We start from the raw sequence: 20,918 nt of genomic DNA, 5'->3' as shown, positions 1-20,918 counted from the left end.
CCAATCTGTGCGTGGCCTCACGGTTGTGCACGGCCGTTCGGAGCAGCCGAACCTGAGGACGGCGACGGGTCGTCCTCATCGAACGGACCGTCCGGTGGCTGCGGGTTCCCTCCTGCGGGATGCTGGTGGGGTGACCGCGAGTACCACACCGACCAGTCCGGACGACCTGGCGAAGGCCCTGGACGGCACGGGGTACCTCGCCGACGCGGGTCTCGCGTCGGCCGCCTTCCTGGCACTGCGCATGGGCCGCCCCCTCTTCTGCGAGGGCGAGCCCGGGACGGGCAAGACCGCGCTGGCACAGGCGCTCTCCGAGGCGTTGGGGCTGCCGATGGTGCGCCTGCAGTGCCACGAGGGCATCGACGCGGCGCAGGCCCTGTACGACTGGGACTTCCCGCGCCAGCTGCTGCACCTGCGTTCCCTCGAGGCGGCGGCGACCGCCTCGCAGTCGCCGCTCGACGTCGACGCCGTGGAGGCCTCCCTCTACGACCGCCGCTTCCTGCTCGCGCGCCCGATCCTGCAGGCGCTGCAGGACGCGCCCTGCGTGCTGCTCGTCGACGAGGTCGACCGCGCCGACGACGAGTTCGAGGCCTTCCTGCTCGAGGTGCTCGCCGAGAACTCGGTGACCATCCCCGAGATCGGCGTCGTCCGTGCCGAGACGCCACCGCTGGTGGTCCTGACGTCCAACCGCACGCGCGAGGTCCACGACGCCCTCAAGCGACGCTGCCTCTACCTCTGGCTCGAGCACCCCGACCTGGCCCGTGAGACGGCGATCCTGCGCCGCCGCCTGCCCGACCTGCCCGCGGAGCTCGCCGAGCAGGTCGCCCGCGCGGTCCAGGCCCTGCGCGGGCTGGACCTGCTCAAGCCGCCGGGCGTCGCCGAGTCGATCGACTGGGCCCAGGCCCTGCAGCTCGTGGGCGCGCGTCACCTCGACCTCGCCTCGGCCACCGCGACGCTGGGTGCGGTGCTGAAGTACCGCGAGGACGCCGACCGGGCGCGCGACAAGCTGGACGCCCTGCTCGCGTCATGAGCACCCGGGGCGAGCGGAGCGACGGGGAATGAGTACAGGTGACCGGGGCGGGAGCAGCGACGGGCTCGCCCCCCGCCCCCACGCCGGCGCGGTCGTGGCCTCCGGCGTCGTCGAGACGCTCGGCGGGGGCACCGACACCGCCACCGATGCCACCCGGGCCGACGGGGGCCCCGACGCCGTCCTCGAGGACTTCGTCGCCTTCACCCGCCTCGTCCGCAACGCCGGGGTGCCCGTCACCACCGACCGCGTCGCGGCGTACCTGCAGGCGCTGCGCCTGTCCGACCTCACCAGCGAGGTCTCCACGTACTGGGCGGGCCGCCTGACGCTGTGCGCCGACCCCGACGACGTCGTGCGCTACGACCACGCGTTCGCCGCCTGGTTCTCCGCCGACCCCCGCGACCAGCGCATGGGACGGTCGGCGCCGCCGAAGCCGCGCATCTCGACCATGGCCGCGCTCACCGAGCCCCCGCCGGGCTCGGGCCAGGACGGCGAGGAGGAGGAGACCCCCGAGCTGCGGGTCGCCGCGTCCGGCGAGGAGATTCTGCGCGACCGGGACATCGCCGAGCTCTCGATCGGCGAGCGCGAGCACCTCAAGAACCTGCTCGCGCTCCTGCGCCCGGCACCCCCGAGGCGCCGGGCCCGGCGCCGCCGCCCGGCCCGCCGCGGCGAGCCGGACCCGCGCCGCACGCTGCGGGCGGCGCTCGCCAACGGCGGTGAGATCGGCGAGATGCGCCGTCGGCGGCGGCGGGAACGACCGCGTCGCGTGGTGCTGCTGGTCGACGTCTCCGGCTCGATGAGCCCCTACGCGGACACCCTGCTGCGCTTCGCCCACGTCCTCACCCGGCGCACCCCGACCGCGGTGGAGACGTTCACCCTCGGCACCCGGCTGACCCGCGTGACGCGCGAGCTGCGCCAGCGCGACCCCGAGCGCGCCCTCGGCGACGCGGCCCGGGCGATCCCCGACTGGTCCGGCGGCACCCGCCTCGGCGAGGCGCTGCGGGCGTTCCTCGACCGGTGGGGCCAGCGTGGCGTCGCCCGCCGCGCGGTCGTCGTCGTGTTCTCCGACGGCTGGGAGCGCGGCGGGGCGGAGCTGCTCGGCGAGCAGTCGGCGCGTCTCGCGCGGCTGGCCCACAAGGTCGTCTGGGTGAACCCCCACGCGGGCAAGAGCGGCTACGCCCCGGTGCAGGGGGGAATCGCGGCGGCCCTCCCGCACGTTGACCGATTGCTGGCGGGCCACTCCCTCACGACGCTGGCCGAGCTGCTGGAGGTGCTGCGGGATGCGTGACGTTCTCCCGACTCTCGAGGGCTGGTGGGCCGAAGGCCGACCGGTCGCCCTGGCGACCGTGGTCGGCACCTTCCGGTCCGCCCCGCGACAGCCCGGGGCCTCGATGCTCGTCGGCGACGACGGACAGGCCGTGGGCAGCGTGTCCGGCGGCTGCGTCGAGGGCGCCGTGTACGAGCTCGGCTCCGGCATCCTCGAGGGCACCGACGACGCGACGCTGCAGCGCTACGGCGTCTCCGACGACGACGCCTTCGCCGTCGGCCTGACCTGCGGCGGCATCCTCGACGTCTACGTCGAGCGGGTCGACCGCGAGTCCTTCCCCCAGCTCGGCGCGATCGCCGAAGCCGTGCGCGAGCACCGGTCGGTCGCCGTCGCCACCGTGGTCTCCGGGCCCGCCGAGCGCGTCGGCCGTCGTCTGGTCGTCTGGCCGGACGAGGTCGAGGGCAGCACCGGGTCGGCTCGCCTCGACGACGCGCTGCGCGACGACGTCCGCGGGCTGCTCGCCGCCGGCCGGTCCGCGCTGGTGTCCTACGGCCCCGACGGCGAGCGCCGCGGCGAGGGCCTGCAGGTCTTCGTGGAGTCGTTCGCGCCGCCGCCGCGCCTGATCGTCTTCGGTGCCATCGACTTCGCCGCCGCGGTGGCGCGGATGGGCACGTTCCTCGGCATGCGGGTCACGGTCTGCGACGCGCGCCCGGTGTTCGCGACGTCGAGCCGCTTCCCGGAGGCGCACGAGGTGGTGGTCGACTGGCCGCACCGCTACCTCGCCGCCGAGGCCGAGGCCGGGCGGATCGACGGGCGCACCGCGCTCGCCGTGCTCACCCACGACCCGAAGTTCGACGTGCCGCTGCTCGAGGTCGCGCTGCGACTGCCCGAGATCGGCTACATCGGGGCGATGGGGTCGCGCCGGACGCACGAGGACCGCGAGCAGCGCCTCGTCGAGGCCGGGGTCACCGAGGCGGAGCTGGCCCGCATGTCGAGCCCGATCGGCCTGGACCTCGGGGCCCGGACGCCCGAGGAGACCGCGGTGTCGATCGCCGCGGAGATGATCGCCCACCAGTGGGGCGGACGGGGCACGCCGCTCTCGCGTCGCGACGGCCCCATCCACACCGAGTCCAACGTCGAGCCGGTGGTGTCGGCCGCGTCGCTCTCCGCCGCGGCGGGGTCCTGAACCGCAGACCCCACCCCCGGATCAGGCGCTCCAGGGCCCGAACTCGGACCCGATCTCGGTGACGCTGTCGGCCGGGAAGCCGCCGCACCGGGCGTGCTCGCGCACGACGTCGGCGGACACCGCCGTGTGCACGCAGTAGATCTTGTCGCCCGCCGCGAAGCTCTGGTGCCACGTGTAGGGCGAGTCGAGGCCGTCGACGACGGCGTTGGAGGTCCGGGCGATCTCCTGGAGCTCCTGCGGGCCGAGCCGGCCCGCGCCGGGGACGGTGCGCTCGATGATGTACTTCGGCATGTCGCTCTCCTGGGATGAGGACCGGGTCCGTCGCCGGTCACGACGGGTGTGGCGCGTCGTTCTCGCTCCGCGTCAGACGACGCGGGCGGTCAGCAGCAGGTACTCCCAGTCCATGACGGTCGTGCCGCTGCCGCGGTCGTGACGCTCGGCCACGGCCGCGATGTCGGTGTCGAGGGCCGCGGTGCGCTCGGGGTCGTCGGCGTTGTTGCGGTAGGCGACGATCGTCGGCCCGTAGGTCTCCCGCCAGTAGGACCGGAACGTGTCCGGCGAATCGAACGCCGTGACGGTGACGGTCTGCTTGCGCACCTCGACGTCGGTGACGCGGTCGCCGAGCAGTGCGCGGACGTGCGTCTCGTCGCCCCACAGCGGCGGGGGCTGGGCGCCGGGCGGGGGCGGCGGCACGTAGGGCTTCATGGTCCGGAACAGGTCCCCGACGAAGCCCTCGGGGGTCCAGCTGATCAGGCCGATGCGCCCGCCGGGGCGGGTCACGCGGACGAGCTCGTCGGCGGCCTGCTGGTGGTGGGGCGCGAACATCACACCGACGCAGGACAGCACGGCGTCGAAGGAGTCGTCGGCGTAGGGCAGCGCCTCGGCGTCGGCCTCCTCCCAGCGCACGGCCACGCCCTGGCGCTCCGCGAACGCGCGCCCGGCGGTGAAGAGCTCCGGGGTGAGGTCGGAGGCCACGACGTCGGCGCCGGCGAGCGCGGCGGGCACCGCGACGTTCCCCGTCCCCGCGGCGACGTCCAGCACCCGCTCGCCGGGTCGGATCCCGGCCGCGGTGACGAGGACGGGGCCGAGCTCCGGGATGAGGCGGGCAGCCACGTCGGGGTAGTCGCCCAGGCCCCACATCGTGCGGTGCTTCGCCTTGAGAGCACGGTCTGCGGCGGCGTCGGTGATGGTCTCGGTCATCGTCGTTCTCCCTCGTCGGAGTTCCCGCGGGGGCCACGGACGGTGGCGACCCCGGTGGAGAGAAGGCTTCCGCGCGCCGGTCACCCCGGACATCGGGAGCGCCTCCCCATGTTGTGTGGGGAGGGCCCTAGGCCGATCGGGAAGTTCCCCCCGTGATTTCGATCACGTACCGTGACACAGGTGGAGCTGCTCGAGCGCGACGACGAGCTGCGTCTCCTGGGCCGCGCGTGGCAGGAGGCGCGCGGCGGCGAAGGGTCGATCGTCCTGCTCGCGGGCGAGTCGGGGATCGGGAAGACCTCGCTGGCCCGCCTGTTCGCCGCCGGCCCGGACGTCGGCCCCGACGACGGCCAGGTGCTGTGGGGCGTCTGCGACCCACTCGGCGTGCCCCGCCCCCTCGGCCCGCTGCACGACGTCGCCGACGACCTCGGCGAGCCCGCCGCCGGGCTGCTGCGCGCCGGGGCGCCGCCGCACGAGATCCACCGCGCGCTCCTCGACGCGCTCACGGCCCGCTCGGTGCTGCTCGTCGTCGACGACCTGCAGTGGGCCGACGAGGCGACCATCGACCTGCTGCGCTTCCTGCTGCGCCGGATCGCCGGCACCCGCTCGCTGATCCTGGCCACCTACCGGGCGGACGAGCCGGACCCCCAGCCGGCGCTGCGCGCCCTGCTCGGAGACGTCGCGCGCACGCCGTCGGCGACGCGCGTCGAGCTCGACCCGCTGTCGGTGGCGGCGGTGACGACGCTGGTGGGGGAGCGCCACATCGACCCCGCCCACCTCCACCGGCTCACGCGCGGGAACTCCTTCTTCGTCACCGAGGTCGTCAGCCAGGACTCCTCCCTGGTCGACGGCGCGCTGCCCGTCTCGGTCCGTGACGCGGTGCTCGCCCGGACGGCGGGGCTCGACGCGGGCGCCCGGGACCTGGCCGACCTGCTCGCCTGCGCCCCCGGGGCCGTGCCGGACACGTTGCTGCCCGCGCTCGGGGTCGGCATCGGCCCGCTGCGCACGCTCGACACCGCCGGCCTGATCGCCCGCGACCGCCGCGGCATCGCCTACCGCCACGACATCTGCCGGCTCGCCGTCGCGGGCGCGATCCCACCGGGCGGCGAGATCGACCTGCACCGCCGGATGATCGAGGCCCTCGAGACGCTGCCGGATCCCGACCCGGCGGTGCTCGCCCACCACGCCCTCGCCGCCGGCGACGCTGGCCGGGTGTTCCGGTACGCCGCGCGGGCGGGACGCGTCGCGGCCGGGTCCGGGGCGCACACGGAGGCCGCGCGGTTCTTCACCACGGCCCTGGAGCACGCCCCGCAGGAGGCCGACGCCGCGCGGGCCGGGCTGTGCGAGCTGCTCGCCCAGGAGCTCTACCTCACGGATCGTCTCGAGGAGGCGATCGCCATGTGCGGCCGGGCCATCGCCTGCTGGGAGGCGGACGGCGACCTCGACGGCGTCGGCGCCGGGCACCAGTCGCTGGCCGTGTTCGAGTGGTACAACGGCAACCGCCCGAGCGCCGAGGAGCACGCGGCGCGGGCCGTCGAGATCCTCACCCCCCGCGCCGAGCCCGGCAGCCGCAGCGCGGCCCTCCTGGGCAGCGCGCTCATGATCCAGGCCGTCCAGTCCATGCAGGAGAGCGACCTGGTGGCGGCCCGCGAGCGCCACGACCGGGCCCGCACGGTCGCCGCCGGGGTGGTCGACTACCGCCTGGACGTGCGGCTCTCGGTGGTGGACTCGGTGGTCGCGATGATGTCGGGCGACCTCGCGGCACGCGACCGGATCCTCGCGGTGCTCGACGCGGCCGGCGACCGGTTCTGCGAGGCGCACTCGGCGGGCTGGAGCAATGTGGTCAACTCCGACGTCGAGCACCGGCGGCTCGACGCGGCGGAGAAGGCCCTCGACCGCAGCCTGCCGCTGACCGTCCAGTGGGACGTCCCGCTGTGTCACGGCTGGCAGCGCGGCGTGCGCGGGCGCCTGCACATGCTGCGCGGCGCCTGGGACGAGGCCGCCCTCGACGCGGGCGCGGTGCTCACCGAGAGCGCGGCGCCCCTGACCCACACCTGGCCGTCACTGGTGCAGGGCCTCGTCGAGCTGCGTCGCGGCGGCCCCGGGGCGGACGTGTCCCTCGAGCGCGGCTGGGACCTGGCCGTCCGGTACGCCGAGCCCCTGCGGCTGCTCCCGGCCGCGTCGGCGCTGGCCGAACGGTGCTGGGTGACCGGGACGGAGGACCGTCGCCTCGACGGCGCGGCCGAGCTGCTGGCGCAGGCCGCCACGCGGACGGGTACCGAGTGGTCGGCGGGCGAGCTGGCGGTGTGGCTGCGCAGGCTCGGGCGCGACGTGGAGGCGCCGACCCTCCCGCCCGGGTCGCCGTACGCCCTGATGCTCGCGGGCGACCCGAGGTCGGGCGCCGAGCGCTGGGCGGAGCTCGGGTCGCCCTACGACCAGGCGCTCGCGCTCGTCGACACCGGCGAGCCCGCCGACGTCTTCGCGGCGCTCGAGCTGCTCGATCGTCTCGGGGCCGACGCGGTGGCCGCGAAGGTGCGCCGCGACCTGCGGGGACGCGGCGTCACCGGGGTGCCCGCCCGGCCGCGCGCCACCACGCGCACCAATCCTGCGGGGCTCACCGCCCGGCAGGTCGACGTGCTGCGCCTCGTCGCCGAGGGCCTCACCAACGCCGGCATCGCCGCGCGGCTGTTCATCTCCGAGAAGACCGCCGACCACCACGTCTCGGCGATCCTCGCGAAGCTGGACGTGCCGACCCGCCGCGAGGCCGCGGTCGTCGCCCGCCGCCTCGGCGTCGTGCCCGAGCGCCGGCGCCGGGAGCTCGCGACCTAGGGAGCCGACGCCCGGGGATGGGTAACGGCCACCGATGTGGCGGCCACCCGGACAGCCGCATCGTGGCGGCATGGACATCACTCTCCGTCACACCCGCCGGGCCGACGGGGTCATGGACGCCGTGCGCGACCTGGCGCCGGTCGTCCTCGGCCTCGCCCCGTTCGCGATGCTCATCGGCGTCACGGCCGTGCGCTCCGGCGTCGGCGCCGGCACCGGCGTCCTCTCGTCCGCCCTCCTCTACGGCGGCAGCGGCCAGCTCACGGCCATCACGCTGATGGGCGGCGGCGCCGGGGCCGGTGCCGTGCTCGCCGCGGTGACGCTGGTCAACGCGCGCTTCCTGCTCTACGCCGCCGCGCTCGAGCCCCACTTCCGCGGCCAGCCGCGCTGGTTCCGCTGGGCGGCGGCGCACTTCGTCGTCGACCCCACCTACGCGATGGTGACCCGGCGCGGTGCGCTCGGTGACCTCGACGACCCGGCGCGCTTCCGCCGCTACTGGCTCACCGCCGGCGGGGTGCTCGCGGTGGCGTGGGTGGCGATGACCGCCCTCGGCGGCCTGCTCGCCCCGGTGCTGTCGGCGTCGTCGGCGCTCGACGTCGCGGCGCCCGCGATGTTCCTCGCGATGCTCGTGCCGCAGCTGCGCGCCCGCCCGGCCGTGGTGGGCGCCGGGACCGCCGGCGTCACCGCCGCCCTCGCCTCGCCCCTGCCGTCGGGCCTCGGCCTGCTGTGCGGGATCGCCGCCGGCGTCGTCGCCGCCACCGTCACCCCCCTCACCCGCACCCGCACCACCGACCCGTCCCGGAGGGCGTCGTGATCCTGCTCGTGACGGCCGCCGCGACCTACGGACTGCGGGTCGTGCTCATCACCCTCGTGCCCGCGCACCGGCTGCCCGCCGTGATGCGCCGCGGGCTGTCCCACCTGGCGCCGGCCGCGCTCGCCGCGCTGGTGGTCACCGCCCTCGTCGGCTCCCGGGGCGCGACGGCCCTGGTGGTGCTCGGCCCGATGCACCTCGCGCTCGCCGTCGCCGCGCTCGTCGCGTGGCGCTTCCGCAACCCCGCCCTGCCCGTCCTGGCCGCCGTCGCGGTCATGACCGTCCTGGAGGTGCTGTCGTGACCCGCACCCTGCTCGGCGTCTGGGCCCACCCCGACGACGAGACCTTCCTGTCCTCCGGACTGATGCTGGCGGCCCGCGAGCGGGGCGACCGCGTCGTCGTCGTCACCGCCACCCGCGGCGAGCACGGCACCGACGATCCGGACCGCTGGCCCGCCGACCGCCTCGGCGCCCTGCGGTCCCGCGAGCTCGACGAGGCCCTGAGTCTCCTGGGCGTCGCCGAGCACCGGTGGCTGGGCTACGAGGACGGAGCGTGCCCCCTGGTCCCGCGCCGTACCGCGGCCGACCGCATCGCTGCGATCGTCGAGGAGGTCCGGCCGGACACGATCGTGACCTTCGCCGACGACGGGGTCACCGGGCACGCCGACCACCGGACGGTGGGCCACTGGGCCCGCCTCGCGTGGCGGGCGGCGGCACCGCGCGCCGAGCTCCTCGAAGCGGTCCTCGCGCCCGGCTTCGTCCGGCGCTTCGCCGACATCAACGAGGCCTTCGGGGTGTTCATGGACGACCCCGCCCCGGAGGTCGCCCCCGACCTGCACCTACGGCTCGACGGTGAGCACCTCGAGCGGAAGATGGCGGCGATGCGCGCGCAGGACAGCCAGACGCGCCGCCTCGTCGAGGGTGTCGGGCTCCCGACGTTCCGGCGCTGGTGGGGCGAGGAGGCCTTCGTGCGCACCGCACCCGCAGCCGTGGGAGCAGCGTGATACGAACGCTGCCGGAGGACGGCTGGCCCGGGCGGAGCAGCACGAGAACCCGCTGCTCACCCTGCCGTCGCCCGGCGTCCGTCTGTAACGTGGGCAACAGTCGTCGTCCGGCAGCGAAGGGGGCAGCGTGGTCCTCGTCCACAGCGTCACCCGCGCGGGGGATTCCGTCATCGCCCGCCGTCGGACCCCCGGGTCCGCGGTCGGCGCGGCGGTCACCCCGTCGGCGAGCCCGGCCGACCGGGCCACGACGCGGCCGCGCACGGAGACCCCCCGCCTGGCGAAGTTCCACGTCCCCGAGATCCTCTTCGGCCCCGGCTCGCTGAGCGAGGCCGCGCACGCCGCGGTGCGCCTCGGCGCACGTCGCCCGCTGCTCGTCACCGACCCCGGGCTGTGCGCCGCGGGCTGGCCGAACCAGCTGAGCGCGCACCTCGCGGAGGCCGGGCTGCGGACGTCGGTGTGGGACGGGGTGACGCCCAATCCCAAGGATCACGAGATCGCCGCCGGGCACGTCCACTACCTGCAGGAGAACTGCGACGTCATCATCGCGCTCGGCGGGGGCTCGGTGATCGACGCGGCCAAGGGCATCGCGCTGCTCGCCGGCAACGGCGGCACGATCCTGGACTACGAGGGCGTCGACCGGATGGCGCTGCCGATCCCGCCGATGGTCATGGTGCCGTCCACCTCGGGCACGGGCGCCGACGTCTCGCAGTTCTGCATCGTCACCGACACCGCCCGCAACACCAAGATCACGATCCTGGGCCGCGCGCTGGTGCCCGACATGTCGATCGTCGACCCGCAGCTGCTCACCACGATGCCCGACTGGCTCAACGCCGCCACGGGCCTCGACGCGCTGACCCACGGCATCGAGGCCTACGTCTCGCGCGCGCACAACCCGCTCACCGACCACCACGCGCTGCAGGCGATCGCCCTGGTCGGCGAGCACCTCGAGCGCACGATGGACCACCCCGGCGAGGAGGCGGCGCGCACCTGCATGGCGCAGGCCGCCCTCGAGGCCGGGCTCGCGTTCACCAACGCGATCCTGGGCGCGGCGCACGCCATGAGCCACCAGGTCGGCGGCCTGCTGGACCTGCCGCACGGCGTCATCAACGGGGTGCTCCTGCCGCACGTCATCCGGTTCAACGCCGAGCCCGACCCGCACCGCTTCGTCCCCATCGCCCAGGCGCTGGGTCTGCCCGGCACCATCACGCCGGACTCCGACGCCGGGGCCGCCGAGGCCGCGGAGTGGGCGGCGCTCGAGGTCCGCAGGCTGGCCGACGAGCTCGGGGTGCCCACGGGGCTCGCCGAGATCGGTGTCGGCGAGTCCGACATCGGCGTGCTCTCGGCGATGACGCTGGCCGATGCCTGCCTCTCGACCAACCCGCGCGAGGCCGACCAGGCGGACATCGAGACCTTGTTCCGGGCGGCGATGTAGTGACGAACGGCCCCGCGAGGGGTGGCCAGGCGGTGAGCAGCCCGATGTCCACGGATCACCACGACCTCGACCAGCTCACGGGGATCCGGTCCGGGAAGCCGTCCTTCTACGTCGAGTACCTGGCCTCGGCCGAGCGCCTCCGCCGGGTCATCCACGCGCTCGACCGGATCTCCCGTGCGCTCGTGCGCACCACCGAGGGCCCCGGCACGCTCGTGCGCGCGGTGGCCGAGGCCGCCGCCGACCACCTCACGGCGCACTGGGTGGTGTTCGCGCTCGCCGACGGCGCGCTGCCCGAGGCCGCGCCGCGCCACCTCGTGCTCGGTCCCGCCGGCGAGGAGGTCGACGCCGACGACCCCGACGTGCCGCCGTGGGTGGCGGTGCACCTGCGGGCCGTCCGCTCGGGCGAGGGGCACACCCACGCCGACAGCGGGGGGCCCGGCAACGGCGTCGCCGAGGCCGCGACGGACCCGCACCACCTCCACGTGCCGGTCCACCTCGACGGCGACGTCGTCGGCGAGATCGTCGCCTGGACCGGGGCCGACCGCGCCATCGACGCCACCGACGCCTCCGTGCTGCGCGTCCTCGCAGGCCAGACCGCGGCCGCGCTGCAGAACTCGGCGCTGCACCAGCGCACGATGCGGCTCTACGGCGAGGCCAGCCAGCAGGCCGACGACCTCGCGGCACGCAACGAGCAGCTCCAGCACACCCGCGACGCCCTGACCGTCGCGCGCCAACGCGAGGTGCTCGACTCCGAGCGGCACCGGATCGCCCGCGAGCTGCACGACTCGGTCACCCAGTACGCGCTCTCCGCCGGCATGCAGATCGAGGTCGTGCGCTCCGAGATCCGCGACGAGCGCCAGCGCGAGCGCCTGGAGACCGCCAAGGCCCTCACCCGGCGCGCCGTGGAGCAGCTCCGCTCGGCGATCTACGCCCTGCACCACCACGGCGACCGCGGCCGGCAGAGCCTGCCCGCCCTGCTCGAGGAGCTCTCCACCGTTCACATGCCCTCGGACCTGCGGGTCGAGGTGCGCATCGAGGGACGGCCGGTCGTGCTGCCGTCGGCCGCCGAACGCTCGCTCTTCCGCGTCGCCGGCGAGGCGCTGTTCAACGCGGCCGTGCACGCCGAGGCGGGCGTCGCCGTCGTACGCCTGGCCTACCGCAAGGACCGCCTCGTGCTCTCGGTGTCCGACGACGGCCACGGCGACCCCGAGCACGTGCGCCGCTCGCTGCGCATCGCCTCCGCCGGCGACATCGACGGCTCGCACCGCGGCCTGGTCAACATCGCCGAGCGCGCCCGCGAGATCGGCGGCACGCTGCGCATCCGGCGCGCACCGCAGGGCGGAATCCGGGTCGAGGTCGGCGTGCCACTGGCCCCCGCCGGCCCGGCCCCCGAGCCCGCCGGGCCCGCTGCGCTCTCCGACACCTCCGAGACGTCCGGGAGGCCGTCATGACCGAGATCCGTGTCCCCGCCCGCGCCACCGCCCGCAGGGGCGAGGTGCGCATCGTGCTCGTCGACGACCATGCGATCGTCCGCCAGGGCCTGCGCTCGGTGCTCGAGCGCGAGCCGCAGTTCGCGATCGTCGGCGAGGCGTCGAGCGCGCCCGAGGCGCTCGCCGTCGTCGCCCACCAGCGTCCGACGATCGTGCTGCTCGACCTGAAGCTCTCGACGAGCTCGGACTCCGAGGGCCTGCAGCTGTGCCGCCAGCTCACCCAGGCGCACCCCGGGGTCGGCGTGCTCGTGCTCACGACGTTCCTCGACGACCGGCTCGTCGTCGAGGCCGTCCACGCCGGCGCCCGCGGCTATGTCGTCAAGGACGTCGACACCACCGAGCTGACCAGCGCGATCCGCGCGGTGTCCCGCGGCGAGTCGGCGTTCGACTCCCGCTCGGCCGCCGCCGTCGTGCGCTCGCTCAACGGCCAGCAGCCCCACGGTGACCCGCTCACCGGCCGCGAGCTCGACGTCCTGCGCCTGCTCGCCCGCGGCATGTCGAACCGCACCATCGGCCGCGAGCTCTTCATCTCCGAGACCACGGTGAAGTTCCACGTCGGCAACCTCATGCGCAAGCTCGACGTCACCCGCCGCGCCGAGGCCGTCTACGCCGCCTCGAAGATGGGGCTGATCTAGCACCTCCGGTGCCAGCGTGGGGGCCACGCCGACGATCCGACGCAGCACGCCGACAGGGTCGGGAAAGCCCGCACGATCTAGAGCTGCTCGACGTCCAGCTCCGCGAGCACGGCCGGGTCGGCGATCATCTCGATCGCTGCGATCCGGCCGTCCACGATGACGATGTCGAACGCCGAGTAGACCGTCCCGCCCGGGGCGTAGACCACGCCGGGCATGCCGTCGAGCAGCGCGGGCTGGGCCATGCGGGCCCGGCCGCTGAATACGCGGGCCACGGCCTCGGCGCCGTGCACGGTCTCCTCGACGTCCGGGGCACCCGGGTTGGCCTTCGCGGCGGCGACCGCCACACGGTCGGCGCGCAGCTCGACGTCCGGGTCGAGGATGGTGAGCAGGCCGGCGAAGTCGCCGTCGCGGGCGGCGGCCAGGAACGCCTCGACCACCTCGCGGCGCCGTGCCGGGTCGACCTCGGCGTCGGCCGACCCGCCCTGGACGCGGCGGCGGCCGCGGCTCGCGAGCTGGCGGGCCGCGGCGGGGCTGCGCTCGACCACCGTCGCGATCTCGGAGAACGGCACGGCGAACAGGTCGTGCAGCACGAACGCGAGCCGCTCGGCGGGGTCGAGGCGCTCGAGCACGACGTGCAGCGCCGCGCCCAGCGCGTCCGCCTGCAGCGCGCGGGTCTCGGGGTCGGGCTCGGTGTCCGGTTCCGCGCCGGCCTGGTCGAGGTCGGACTCGGCCCGGGTGCCGCGGGTCCGCAGCATCGACAGCGCGACGCGGCTCGCGACGGTGGTGAGCCAGGCGCGCAGGTTCTCCACCTCCGAGACGTCGGTGCGCGCGAGGCGCAGCCACGTCTCCTGCACCGCGTCGTCCGCCTCGGCCGGGCTGCCCAGGAGGCGCAGCGTCACAGCCCGCAGGTGCGGGCGGTGGCTCTCGAAGTCCGCCGCGAGAACCGTCTCGTCCATCGGTCACATCCTCCGCTCGTGGGACGTCTCCAGGGAGACCGCCGGGGACCGGCGGATGTGACCACCGAACGAGGAGCTTGTCATGACCGGACGACTCGACACCTTCACCCGCGCCCTGCCCGGCCTCGGCGAGGGGATCGGCACGGTGATCGGCGCGATCCGCGGCGCCGGCGTGCCGGAGACGACGCTGGAGCTCGTCCACCTGCGCGTGAGCCAGATCAACGGCTGCGCGTTCTGCGTGGACACCGGCACGAAGGGCCTGCGCAAGAACGGGGAGCCCGACGAGCGCATCGACCTCGTCGCCGTCTGGCGGGAGGCGCCCGGCTTCACCGACGCCGAGCGCGCGGCCCTCGCCCTCGGCGAGGCGGCGACGCGGATCGCCGACCGTCCGGACCCGGTGCCGGACGCGATCTGGGACGAGGCGGCCCGGCACTTCGACGCCACGGCGCTGGCCGGGCTCGTCGCGCAGATCGCGCTGACGAACCTGTTCAACCACGCCAACGTCACCATCCGCCGGCCGGTGGGCGCGTGGTGACGTGCGTGATCTTCTGAGCTGACAGCTCAGAAGATCACGCACGTCAGAGGAGCGGCGCCAGGAGACGGTGCGGGCGGCGCAGGGCGAGGCTGACGGCGTCATCGCGGACGTGGCGCTCGCCGTCGGCCCCGGCGTCCGGCTCCAGCGGCCGCGTCTCCAGGCTCGCCGGCGCGGGCAGCATGCCGCAGGCGGGGCAGACGCCGCCGTCGGCGAGGTCGGCGCCGCCGGCCGGGCAGTCGGCGTGGCGGAAGCGCCGCCGACCCCCATCAGGGCCCACACGGTGCCGGTCGCCCCACCGGGCGAGGCTGAAGACCACGGGCCAGAGGTCGAGGCCCGTATCGGTGAGCACGTACTCGTCGCGCCCGGGGGCGTACGGCCGGCGTTCGAGGACCCCGGCGTCGACGAGGGTGCCCAGACGCTCGGAGAGCACCGCGCGGGGGATGTCGAGGTGGGCGCGCAGGTCGGCGAAGCGGCGGACGCCGAAGAAGCAGTCGCGCAGCACGAGCAGCGTCCAGCGCTCGCCGACCACCTCGAGGGCGCGGGCGAGGGCGCAGTCCTGACGGTCGTAGTCGCGGCCCAGCGGCACGGTGACCACGCTAGCAGTTCGGTTCAACCATCGAACCCGACCTGCTAGCGTCCCCCGACGTGACCCCGAGCCCGGTCGACCGGCCCCGCGCCACCCTCGCCGTCGCCGCGGCGGCCACGTTCCTCGCGCTGGTGGCGTTCACCGTGCCCCTGGCGGCGCTCCCGTCGACGGCCAGCGCGCTCGACGCCGGCCCCGCGGCGCAGGCCTGGATCCTCAGCTCGATGAGCATCGGGCTCGGCGTGGCGCTGCTGTCGGTCGGCGCGCTGGGTGACGACCTCGGCCGGCGCCTCGTGCTGGTGCTCGGCGCGACCGTCCTGGCGGCGTCGTCGGTCCTCGCCGCCCTCGCGCCGTCCGCGCTCGTCCTCGTGATCGCCCGCATTCTGCAGGGCGTCGGCGCCGCCGCGCTGGTGGCCTGCAGCCAGGGACTGCTGGGCCACGCGTTCCCGGCCGGCACGCCGGAGGCGCGGACGGCGAGCAGCGTGTGGGGCGCGAGCCTCGGCGCCGGCATCGCTGCGGGACCGTTCCTGGCGTCGGGCCTCGACCGTCTCGTGGGGTGGACCGGGCCCTACTGGGCGACCGCGGTCGCGGCTGTCGTCCTCGCCGCCGTCACCCGGCGGGCGGTACCCGAGTCGCGGGCCGCGGAGCCCCGGCCGATCGACCTGCCGGGCGTGCTGGTCCTCGCCGCCGGGCTGGCGGCGCTGCTCGCCGGGCTCGTCGAGGGACGGTCGGGCTTCGGGCGCCCGGGGGTGCTCGTGCTGCTCGCGGTCGGGGTGGCGCTGCTCGCCGTCTTCGTGGTGCTCGAGCGCCGGCGTGCGGCGCCCATGCTCGACATGGCGCTCTTCGCCTCGCCCGCGTTCGTCGCGGCGACGGTCGGTGCGCTCGCGACCGGGATGGGCATCATCGCCACGACGTCGTTCCTGCCGACCGTCGTCGAGCGGGGCCTCGGCAGCACCGCGCTGGTGGGCGCCCTGCTGCTGCTCGCGTGGTCGGGCACGAGCGTGGTGACGGCCGTGCTCGCCCGGCGCCTGCCCGCCGCGTGGTCCGGGCGGCTCCAGCTCGCCGCCGGGCTGCTCGTCGTGGCGGCCGGGCAGGCGCTGCTGCTCGGGCTCGCGACCGGCGACTCCCCGCTCTCGCTCGTCCCGGGGCTGGCGGTGGCGGGGGCGGCGAGCGGGATGGTCAACGCCGCGCTCGGACGCGAGGCCGTCGCCAGCGTGCCCGCCGGTCGCGGAGCCATGGGCGGCGGCGCGAACAACACCGCCCGCTACGTGGGCTCGGCGATCGGCACCACCGTCGTCGCCGTCGTGGCCACGCGCCCCTCGCTCGGCGGAGGAGCGGCCGGGCTCGTCGCGGGCTGGAACGACGCCCTGCCGATCGCGATCGCGTTCTCGCTGGTCGGGGCGGCCGCCGTCGCCGCCTGCCGTCCGCGCCGCGTGCGCCAGTCCGTGACCACCGGGTGACGGACGGGCACGACCGAGGCAGGATCGGGGCCATGGACAAGTCGAAGCTCGCCGAGACCCAGGGCCCGCTCAAGTCGCAGTACAAGAACGACCCCGAGTCGGCCGTCGTGACCCTCAAGGCCGACGGCGACGTCGACGGCTCGGGCATCGCGTGCCGGGTGCAGACGTCCCAGGCGCTCGTCGAGGCCGGCCTGCACCCCGCCACCGGCGGCGACGGCACCCAGCTGTGCTCCGGGGACATGCTGCTCGAGGCCCTCGTCGCGTGCGCCGGGGTGACCCTGCGCGCGGTGTCCACCTCGATGGGCGTCGAGATCCGCGGCGGCAACGTGCACGCCGAGGGCGACCTCGACTTCCGGGGCACGCTCGGCGTCGCCAAGGACGCCCCCGTCGGGTTCCGCGAGGTCCGCCTGCGCTTCGACATCGACACCGATGCCGACGCCGACACCCTCGCGACGCTGCACAAGCTCACTGAGCGGTACTGCGTCGTCTTCCAGACGCTGGCGAAGCCGCCGGAGCTGTCGGTCGAGATGACCCCGCGCCAGGCCGCGAGCGCCTGAGCACCGGCCGCCCACGGACGAACGAACGGCGCTTCCGCTGCTTCGGAAGCAGCGAAAGCGCCGTTCGTTCGTCGAGGTGGCGGCGCACTCGGCCCCGCGGACACCCCCGAAGGGCTCAGTCCGTGTGGTACGGGTCGTAGTGGATGTTGCGGAACGGTGTGCCCGCGTCGAGCAGCGCGTTGGTGGTCGCGCGCACCATGGGCGGCGAGCCGCTGACGGTGATCTCGCGGTCGGCCCAGGCGCCGTAGCGGGCCACGACCTCGCCGACCGTGCCCGTCTCCGCCCCGTGCGGACGTCCGTCGTCCTCGACGACGGGCACGACGGTGAGCCAGGGGTTCTCCTGCGCGCTACGGCGCAGGCTCTCGATGTCGTAGAGGTCGGACCACGTGCGGCCGCCGACGAACAGGCAGACCTTGCGGTCGGTGCCCTCGAACATCAGCTGCTCGATGATCGACCGCGCCGGCGCGAGGCCGGTGCCGCCCGCGACCATCAGCAGGTCGGAGCGCGAGCGCGGGTCGAGCGTCATCTGGCCCATCGGCGGGCCGATGCGCCACACGTCGCCGACGCGGGCGTGGGACACGATCGCGCGGCTGACCCACCCGCCCGGCACGGTGCGGACGTGGAACTCGAGCACGCAGTCGGGGCCCGGGGCGTTGGCCGGGGACATCGAGCGCCACATGCGCGGGCGCTGCGGCGTCTCGACGCTGACGTACTGGCCCGCGAGGTAGGGCACCGGCTGGCTGGTCTGCACGCGGACCACGGCGAGGTCCTGGTTGATGCGCCGGTGCTCCATGACCCGGGCCATCCACACCGCGGGCCCGCGCTCGGCGTCGGCGGCGTCGCGCATCGACTGCGCGACGATGCCGTAGGCGCCGGTCCAGGCCTCCTCGACCTCGCGGGTCCACAGCGGGCCCGCGATCTCGCCGAGGGCGCCGAGCAGCGCCTCGCCCACCCTGTCGTAGTGCTCGCCGATGACCCCGAACTTGCGGTGGTCGCGGCCGAGCTGGCGCAGGAAGATCGAGAGCTCGTCGGGCCGGTCGACCATCTGCACGACGTGCACCAAAGCGCGCAGGAGCCGGGTGCGCTGCAGCTCCATGGTGACCGGGAAGAGCTCCCGGGTCTCCGGTGCGATCCGGAACAGCCAGCCGTAGAACAGCGACGTCAGCTCGTCGGTGCGGTGCGAGACGGCGTTGAAGCTCGTCCGGATGGTCGTGACCATGTCGTGGACGTCGTTCGACGCGGCGGCCTCGCGGGGCGCGGGCAGGCCGACGCCCTCCGGCGGCCCGGCGGGCGCGGCGGGCACGGCCGACGCCGGCATGGGCGGCGGGGGCGCGGTGGGGATGGGGCCCGGGCCCGACGGCGGGCCGGACAGCTGCCCTCCACCGCCGTACTGCGGCGGGGCCGCGGCACCGGGGTAGCGGGACCGCACGCCGGCGGGCGGGCCGTGCGGCCCGGACGGGTAGGTCATCGGGCTCCCCTCGGACGCGGAGCGGAACGAACCCGTGCGTTCGAGTCCGGTGCCTGACGGTACGGCGGACCCGTACGGAGCTTCGCGACGGTCGTCGGCAATGTCGAAGACCGAGCTGTCGGTCTGGTCGGATCCACCCTGGCGGCCTGCACCGAGAGGGCGGGAGGGGGCCGGCACGGACGTCTCGTACCCGTCCGGCTCGGAGCCCCGGGGGCCGGCGCCGTACCCGGCGTCGCCGTGGCGGGGGCCGTGGTCACGGTCGGAGCCCACACCCGTGGCCGGGTGCCCGCCGAGCGGTCCCCCGGCCAGGGAGCGATCGTCCCTCGCTGCGGTCACGTCTGGTCGACTCCTCGTCCCGGATGAGTGGGCACCCCCGACGCCGCGCCACCCTAGCGGTTGTCCCCGACCACGGAACGCTACTCCGCGTTCCGGGCAGGACCGCTCTGCCGTGTATTCGTGCGGTCAGCGTAGGGCCACGCCCGGTGAGCGGGATGCGGGCCCGCCCCCATCGGGTGACAGGGCCGAACGGCCGCGTCATCCGTCGTCGTTCGTCGACCGTTCCCCGTGATCTCGCCACGATCGGCCGCGTCGGACGCGTCGTGCGTCGCCGGACGGGCCTCAGCCCGCGGTGGCGTCCTCGCCGTCGAACGGGGATCCGGCGCCCGGGGCGTCCTCGACGTCCAGCCCGCGCTCGTCGGCCGTGGACTCGTCCGACTCGTCCGGCCCGTCGGAGCGGGTGGTGGGGCGAGGGGACGACGTCGAGCGCGGGGTGGGCGACGACGTGGCGGTCGTCTCCTCGGTCCGCGTCGAGGGGGTCGGCGACGTGGTGCTCCGCGGTCGGGACGTCGGTGTGGTCGCCCTCGGCGGACCCGCCGGGGCCGGACGTGCCGCCTCCGCGGCCACCGAGGACGGGGACGCGACCCGCGCCCCGCCGGCGTCCGGTTCGAGCGCCTCGACGACGCCGGTGTTGGCGGTCGGGCTCACGGTCTCCGTGCCCGTCCCCGTGCCGTCGCCGGTCTCCGGGACCGGGGTCTGGTCCGCCGGGATGTCGGGCATGTCGGGCAGCGCGACGCCGGTGCGCTCGGCGTCCAGGCCCAGGGCGATCCCGACGCCGCCCACGGCCACGGCGCCCATCACCGCGGCCACCGCCGGCAGTGACGACAGCGACGACAGCCCGCGCCGGGCCCGCGACGAGGGGGTCGCGCGGGCCAGCAGGCGGGCCATCTCGTCGGCCCGGGCGCGCATGTGCCGCGACGGGCGGGGACGGCGCGGGGCGGATTCGCCGTCGTCGACGACGGCGTCGACGTCGGGACGCCCGGGGGCGGCGAGGTCGGCGATCGCGGGCACCTCGGGCACCGCCGGGGCGGCGCGCTCGACACGCGGTCGGGTGGGGGCGGCCCCAGGGCGCACGACCGGCAGGGCGACGGTCGGTGCGTCGGCCGGGCCGCGGTGCGCGCCCGTGGCCGGCGCGTGCGTGAGCCGCGCGCCGTCCGGCTCGCGGCCCGCGGGCCCCGGGGCTCGCGTCACGGTGCACCTCCCGGCCCCGTCCGCGCGTCGTCCCCGACGACGTGACGCGCTGTGCACGAGGCCATCACACGTTGTCGACCGGTCAGCGTGCCAGATGCGATCGACCGGCCGCTGACGACCCGCTTCTCGGGCGTCCGGGTGACAGGCCCGGTGTGTGCAATGGGTGCCCGGACGACCCACTACAGTGGGCGCGCGTGGAGCCGTCACGGGGAGCCGGGACGCGAGCGTGCCCGGCATCGGGACGCCGCGTGTCCGCCGAGGTCGCCGCGTACCCGATCGTGGTCACCGTGGTCGGGGCCACCCTGTCCGTCGACGGCGGCACCCGGAGGTGCTGGGAACGCAGGCTCGCCGACCGCCGTGCCGGGGCGTGCCGCGCCGGCGGCGTGGCGTTCGATGCGCCGAACAGACCATCAGGGTTCGGACGCCCTCGTGTGTGATTGACCCGAACGGCGAGATCCGCTTCGAGCACAGGGGCGGCACAGTGGACGACGGCCGCGCGGGGACGGCACGAGACACGGAGGTGGCATGACGCGCGGCGTGGCGATCGATGTCGTCGGCTCCGGGGACCCCGTGGTCCCCACCCCGCACCCCCGGGACCGTCGACCCCAGCCCCGGCCCCGGGTGCCCGCGGTCGTCGGGGTGGCCGGACCGCCTGCTCCCGTGGTGCCGCCGGGACCGATCCACGGGCCCGACCCCGCCCCCGGAGCCACGTCTCCGGCGGGTGCCCCCGAGCCCAGCTCCGTCGCTGCGCCGGACGGGGGCGCCCTCGCGACCGCCTCGCCCGAGAGCACGATCGAGGTCGAGCCCGGGGCCCTGCCCGCGACGGCCCTGCCCGCGACGGCCCTGCCCGCGACGGCCCTGCCCGCGACGGACCTGGCCGCGACCGACGTGGCGACGCCCGGCGTCGACCCCGAGGTGGCCGAGGAGTTCGTCCGGCTGTTCCACAGCGAGAACCCGACGG

At 75.5% G+C, this 20,918-nt stretch carries 19 protein-coding genes and 1 pseudogene; 14 read left to right on the top strand and 6 right to left on the bottom strand.

The window, feature by feature from the left end; genetic code table 11:
• Nucleotides 1-130: 130 nt before the first annotated feature.
• From PH189_RS16295 to PH189_RS16285, 3 genes are read left to right on the top strand one after another with little or no spacing between them, the layout of a single operon-like run.
• On the top strand, nt 131-1,027 hold the full coding sequence (locus PH189_RS16295; RefSeq protein WP_274189865.1) for an AAA family ATPase: 897 nt from the start codon (nt 131-133) through the stop codon (nt 1,025-1,027).
• 28 nt (nt 1,028-1,055) lie between these two features.
• On the top strand, nt 1,056-2,312 hold the full coding sequence (locus PH189_RS16290; RefSeq protein ID WP_274189864.1) for a vWA domain-containing protein: 1,257 nt from the start codon (nt 1,056-1,058) through the stop codon (nt 2,310-2,312).
• Entirely contained in the window at nt 2,305-3,477 is a 1,173-nt protein-coding gene (locus PH189_RS16285; RefSeq protein ID WP_274189863.1) for an XdhC family protein, read from the top strand. Before PH189_RS16290 ends, PH189_RS16285 begins: the two co-directional genes overlap by 8 nt.
• 21 nt (nt 3,478-3,498) lie before the next feature.
• Here PH189_RS16285 and PH189_RS16280 read toward each other — a convergent pair whose 3' ends face one another.
• Nucleotides 3,499-3,768 (bottom strand): DUF4242 domain-containing protein, encoded by a 270-nt coding sequence (locus PH189_RS16280; RefSeq protein ID WP_274189862.1) that lies wholly within the window; start codon nt 3,766-3,768, stop codon nt 3,499-3,501.
• A gap of 72 nt (nt 3,769-3,840) precedes the next feature.
• The gene (locus tag PH189_RS16275) at nt 3,841-4,677 is read right to left on the bottom strand and encodes a class I SAM-dependent methyltransferase (protein WP_274189861.1); all 837 of its coding nucleotides are present in this window, start codon (nt 4,675-4,677) and stop codon (nt 3,841-3,843) included.
• Between the two features lie 180 nt (nt 4,678-4,857).
• Here PH189_RS16275 and PH189_RS16270 point away from each other — a divergent pair, with 180 nt between their 5' ends.
• The 7 genes from PH189_RS16270 to PH189_RS16240 all read left to right on the top strand — a co-directional run bounded on the left by PH189_RS16270 (nt 4,858) and on the right by PH189_RS16240 (nt 12,871).
• Complete coding sequence (locus PH189_RS16270; protein WP_274189860.1) at nt 4,858-7,503, top strand: ATP-binding protein; 2,646 nt, start codon at nt 4,858-4,860, stop codon at nt 7,501-7,503.
• A 70-nt stretch (nt 7,504-7,573) separates the two neighbouring features.
• Nucleotides 7,574-8,314, top strand: a complete 741-nt coding sequence (locus PH189_RS16265; RefSeq protein WP_274189859.1) for an AzlC family ABC transporter permease — start codon at nt 7,574-7,576, stop codon at nt 8,312-8,314.
• Nucleotides 8,311-8,613 (top strand): AzlD domain-containing protein, encoded by a 303-nt coding sequence (locus PH189_RS16260; RefSeq protein ID WP_274189858.1) that lies wholly within the window; start codon nt 8,311-8,313, stop codon nt 8,611-8,613. The genes PH189_RS16265 and PH189_RS16260 overlap by 4 nt, the downstream gene beginning before the upstream one ends.
• On the top strand, nt 8,610-9,314 hold the full coding sequence (locus PH189_RS16255) for a PIG-L deacetylase family protein (protein WP_274189857.1): 705 nt from the start codon (nt 8,610-8,612) through the stop codon (nt 9,312-9,314). Before PH189_RS16260 ends, PH189_RS16255 begins: the two co-directional genes overlap by 4 nt.
• Nucleotides 9,315-9,441: 127 nt before the next feature.
• The gene (locus PH189_RS16250) at nt 9,442-10,746 is read left to right on the top strand and encodes an iron-containing alcohol dehydrogenase (RefSeq protein WP_274189856.1); all 1,305 of its coding nucleotides are present in this window, start codon (nt 9,442-9,444) and stop codon (nt 10,744-10,746) included.
• Between the two features lie 32 nt (nt 10,747-10,778).
• The gene (locus PH189_RS16245) at nt 10,779-12,197 is read left to right on the top strand and encodes a MadS family sensor histidine kinase (RefSeq protein ID WP_337994163.1); all 1,419 of its coding nucleotides are present in this window, start codon (nt 10,779-10,781) and stop codon (nt 12,195-12,197) included.
• Complete coding sequence (locus PH189_RS16240) at nt 12,194-12,871, top strand: MadR family response regulator transcription factor (protein ID WP_274189855.1); 678 nt, start codon at nt 12,194-12,196, stop codon at nt 12,869-12,871. The genes PH189_RS16245 and PH189_RS16240 overlap by 4 nt, the downstream gene beginning before the upstream one ends.
• Before the next feature lie 77 nt (nt 12,872-12,948).
• Here the strand turns inward: PH189_RS16240 and PH189_RS16235 are convergent, their stop codons facing one another.
• A complete protein-coding gene (locus PH189_RS16235) occupies nt 12,949-13,827 on the bottom strand; it encodes a sigma-70 family RNA polymerase sigma factor (RefSeq protein WP_274189854.1) in 879 nt (292 codons plus the stop codon).
• Nucleotides 13,828-13,909: 82 nt separating this feature from the next.
• Here PH189_RS16235 and PH189_RS16230 point away from each other — a divergent pair, with 82 nt between their 5' ends.
• On the top strand, nt 13,910-14,362 hold the full coding sequence (locus PH189_RS16230) for a carboxymuconolactone decarboxylase family protein (RefSeq protein ID WP_274189853.1): 453 nt from the start codon (nt 13,910-13,912) through the stop codon (nt 14,360-14,362).
• A 43-nt stretch (nt 14,363-14,405) separates the two neighbouring features.
• On the opposite strand, the gene PH189_RS16225 is transcribed toward PH189_RS16230, so the two are convergent.
• Entirely contained in the window at nt 14,406-14,948 is a 543-nt protein-coding gene (locus PH189_RS16225; protein WP_274189852.1) for a winged helix-turn-helix transcriptional regulator, read from the bottom strand.
• A gap of 59 nt (nt 14,949-15,007) precedes the next feature.
• On the opposite strand from PH189_RS16225, the gene PH189_RS16220 reads away from it, so the two are divergent.
• On the top strand, nt 15,008-16,405 hold the full coding sequence (locus tag PH189_RS16220) for an MFS transporter (RefSeq protein WP_274189851.1): 1,398 nt from the start codon (nt 15,008-15,010) through the stop codon (nt 16,403-16,405).
• Between the two features lie 32 nt (nt 16,406-16,437).
• On the top strand, nt 16,438-16,962 hold the full coding sequence (locus PH189_RS16215) for an OsmC family protein (protein ID WP_274189850.1): 525 nt from the start codon (nt 16,438-16,440) through the stop codon (nt 16,960-16,962).
• A 115-nt stretch (nt 16,963-17,077) separates the two neighbouring features.
• On the opposite strand, the gene PH189_RS16210 is transcribed toward PH189_RS16215, so the two are convergent.
• Nucleotides 17,078-18,181 carry an FAD-binding oxidoreductase gene (locus tag PH189_RS16210; protein ID WP_274190078.1) on the bottom strand — a complete coding sequence of 368 codons (1,104 nt, stop codon included), beginning with the start codon at nt 18,179-18,181 and terminating at the stop codon, nt 17,078-17,080.
• A gap of 867 nt (nt 18,182-19,048) precedes the next feature.
• Nucleotides 19,049-19,957, bottom strand: a complete 909-nt coding sequence (locus PH189_RS16205) for a hypothetical protein (protein ID WP_274189849.1) — start codon at nt 19,955-19,957, stop codon at nt 19,049-19,051.
• A 525-nt stretch (nt 19,958-20,482) separates the two neighbouring features.
• Here PH189_RS16205 and PH189_RS16200 point away from each other — a divergent pair.
• Nucleotides 20,483-20,918: pseudogene (locus PH189_RS16200) on the top strand (hypothetical protein); the annotation flags it as partial.

Origin of the sequence: Actinomycetospora chibensis (assembly GCF_028737215.1) — a bacterium.
Lineage (GTDB): Bacteria > Actinomycetota > Actinomycetes > Mycobacteriales > Pseudonocardiaceae > Actinomycetospora > Actinomycetospora chibensis.
This window is presented reverse-complemented; position numbering and strand designations above follow the sequence as displayed.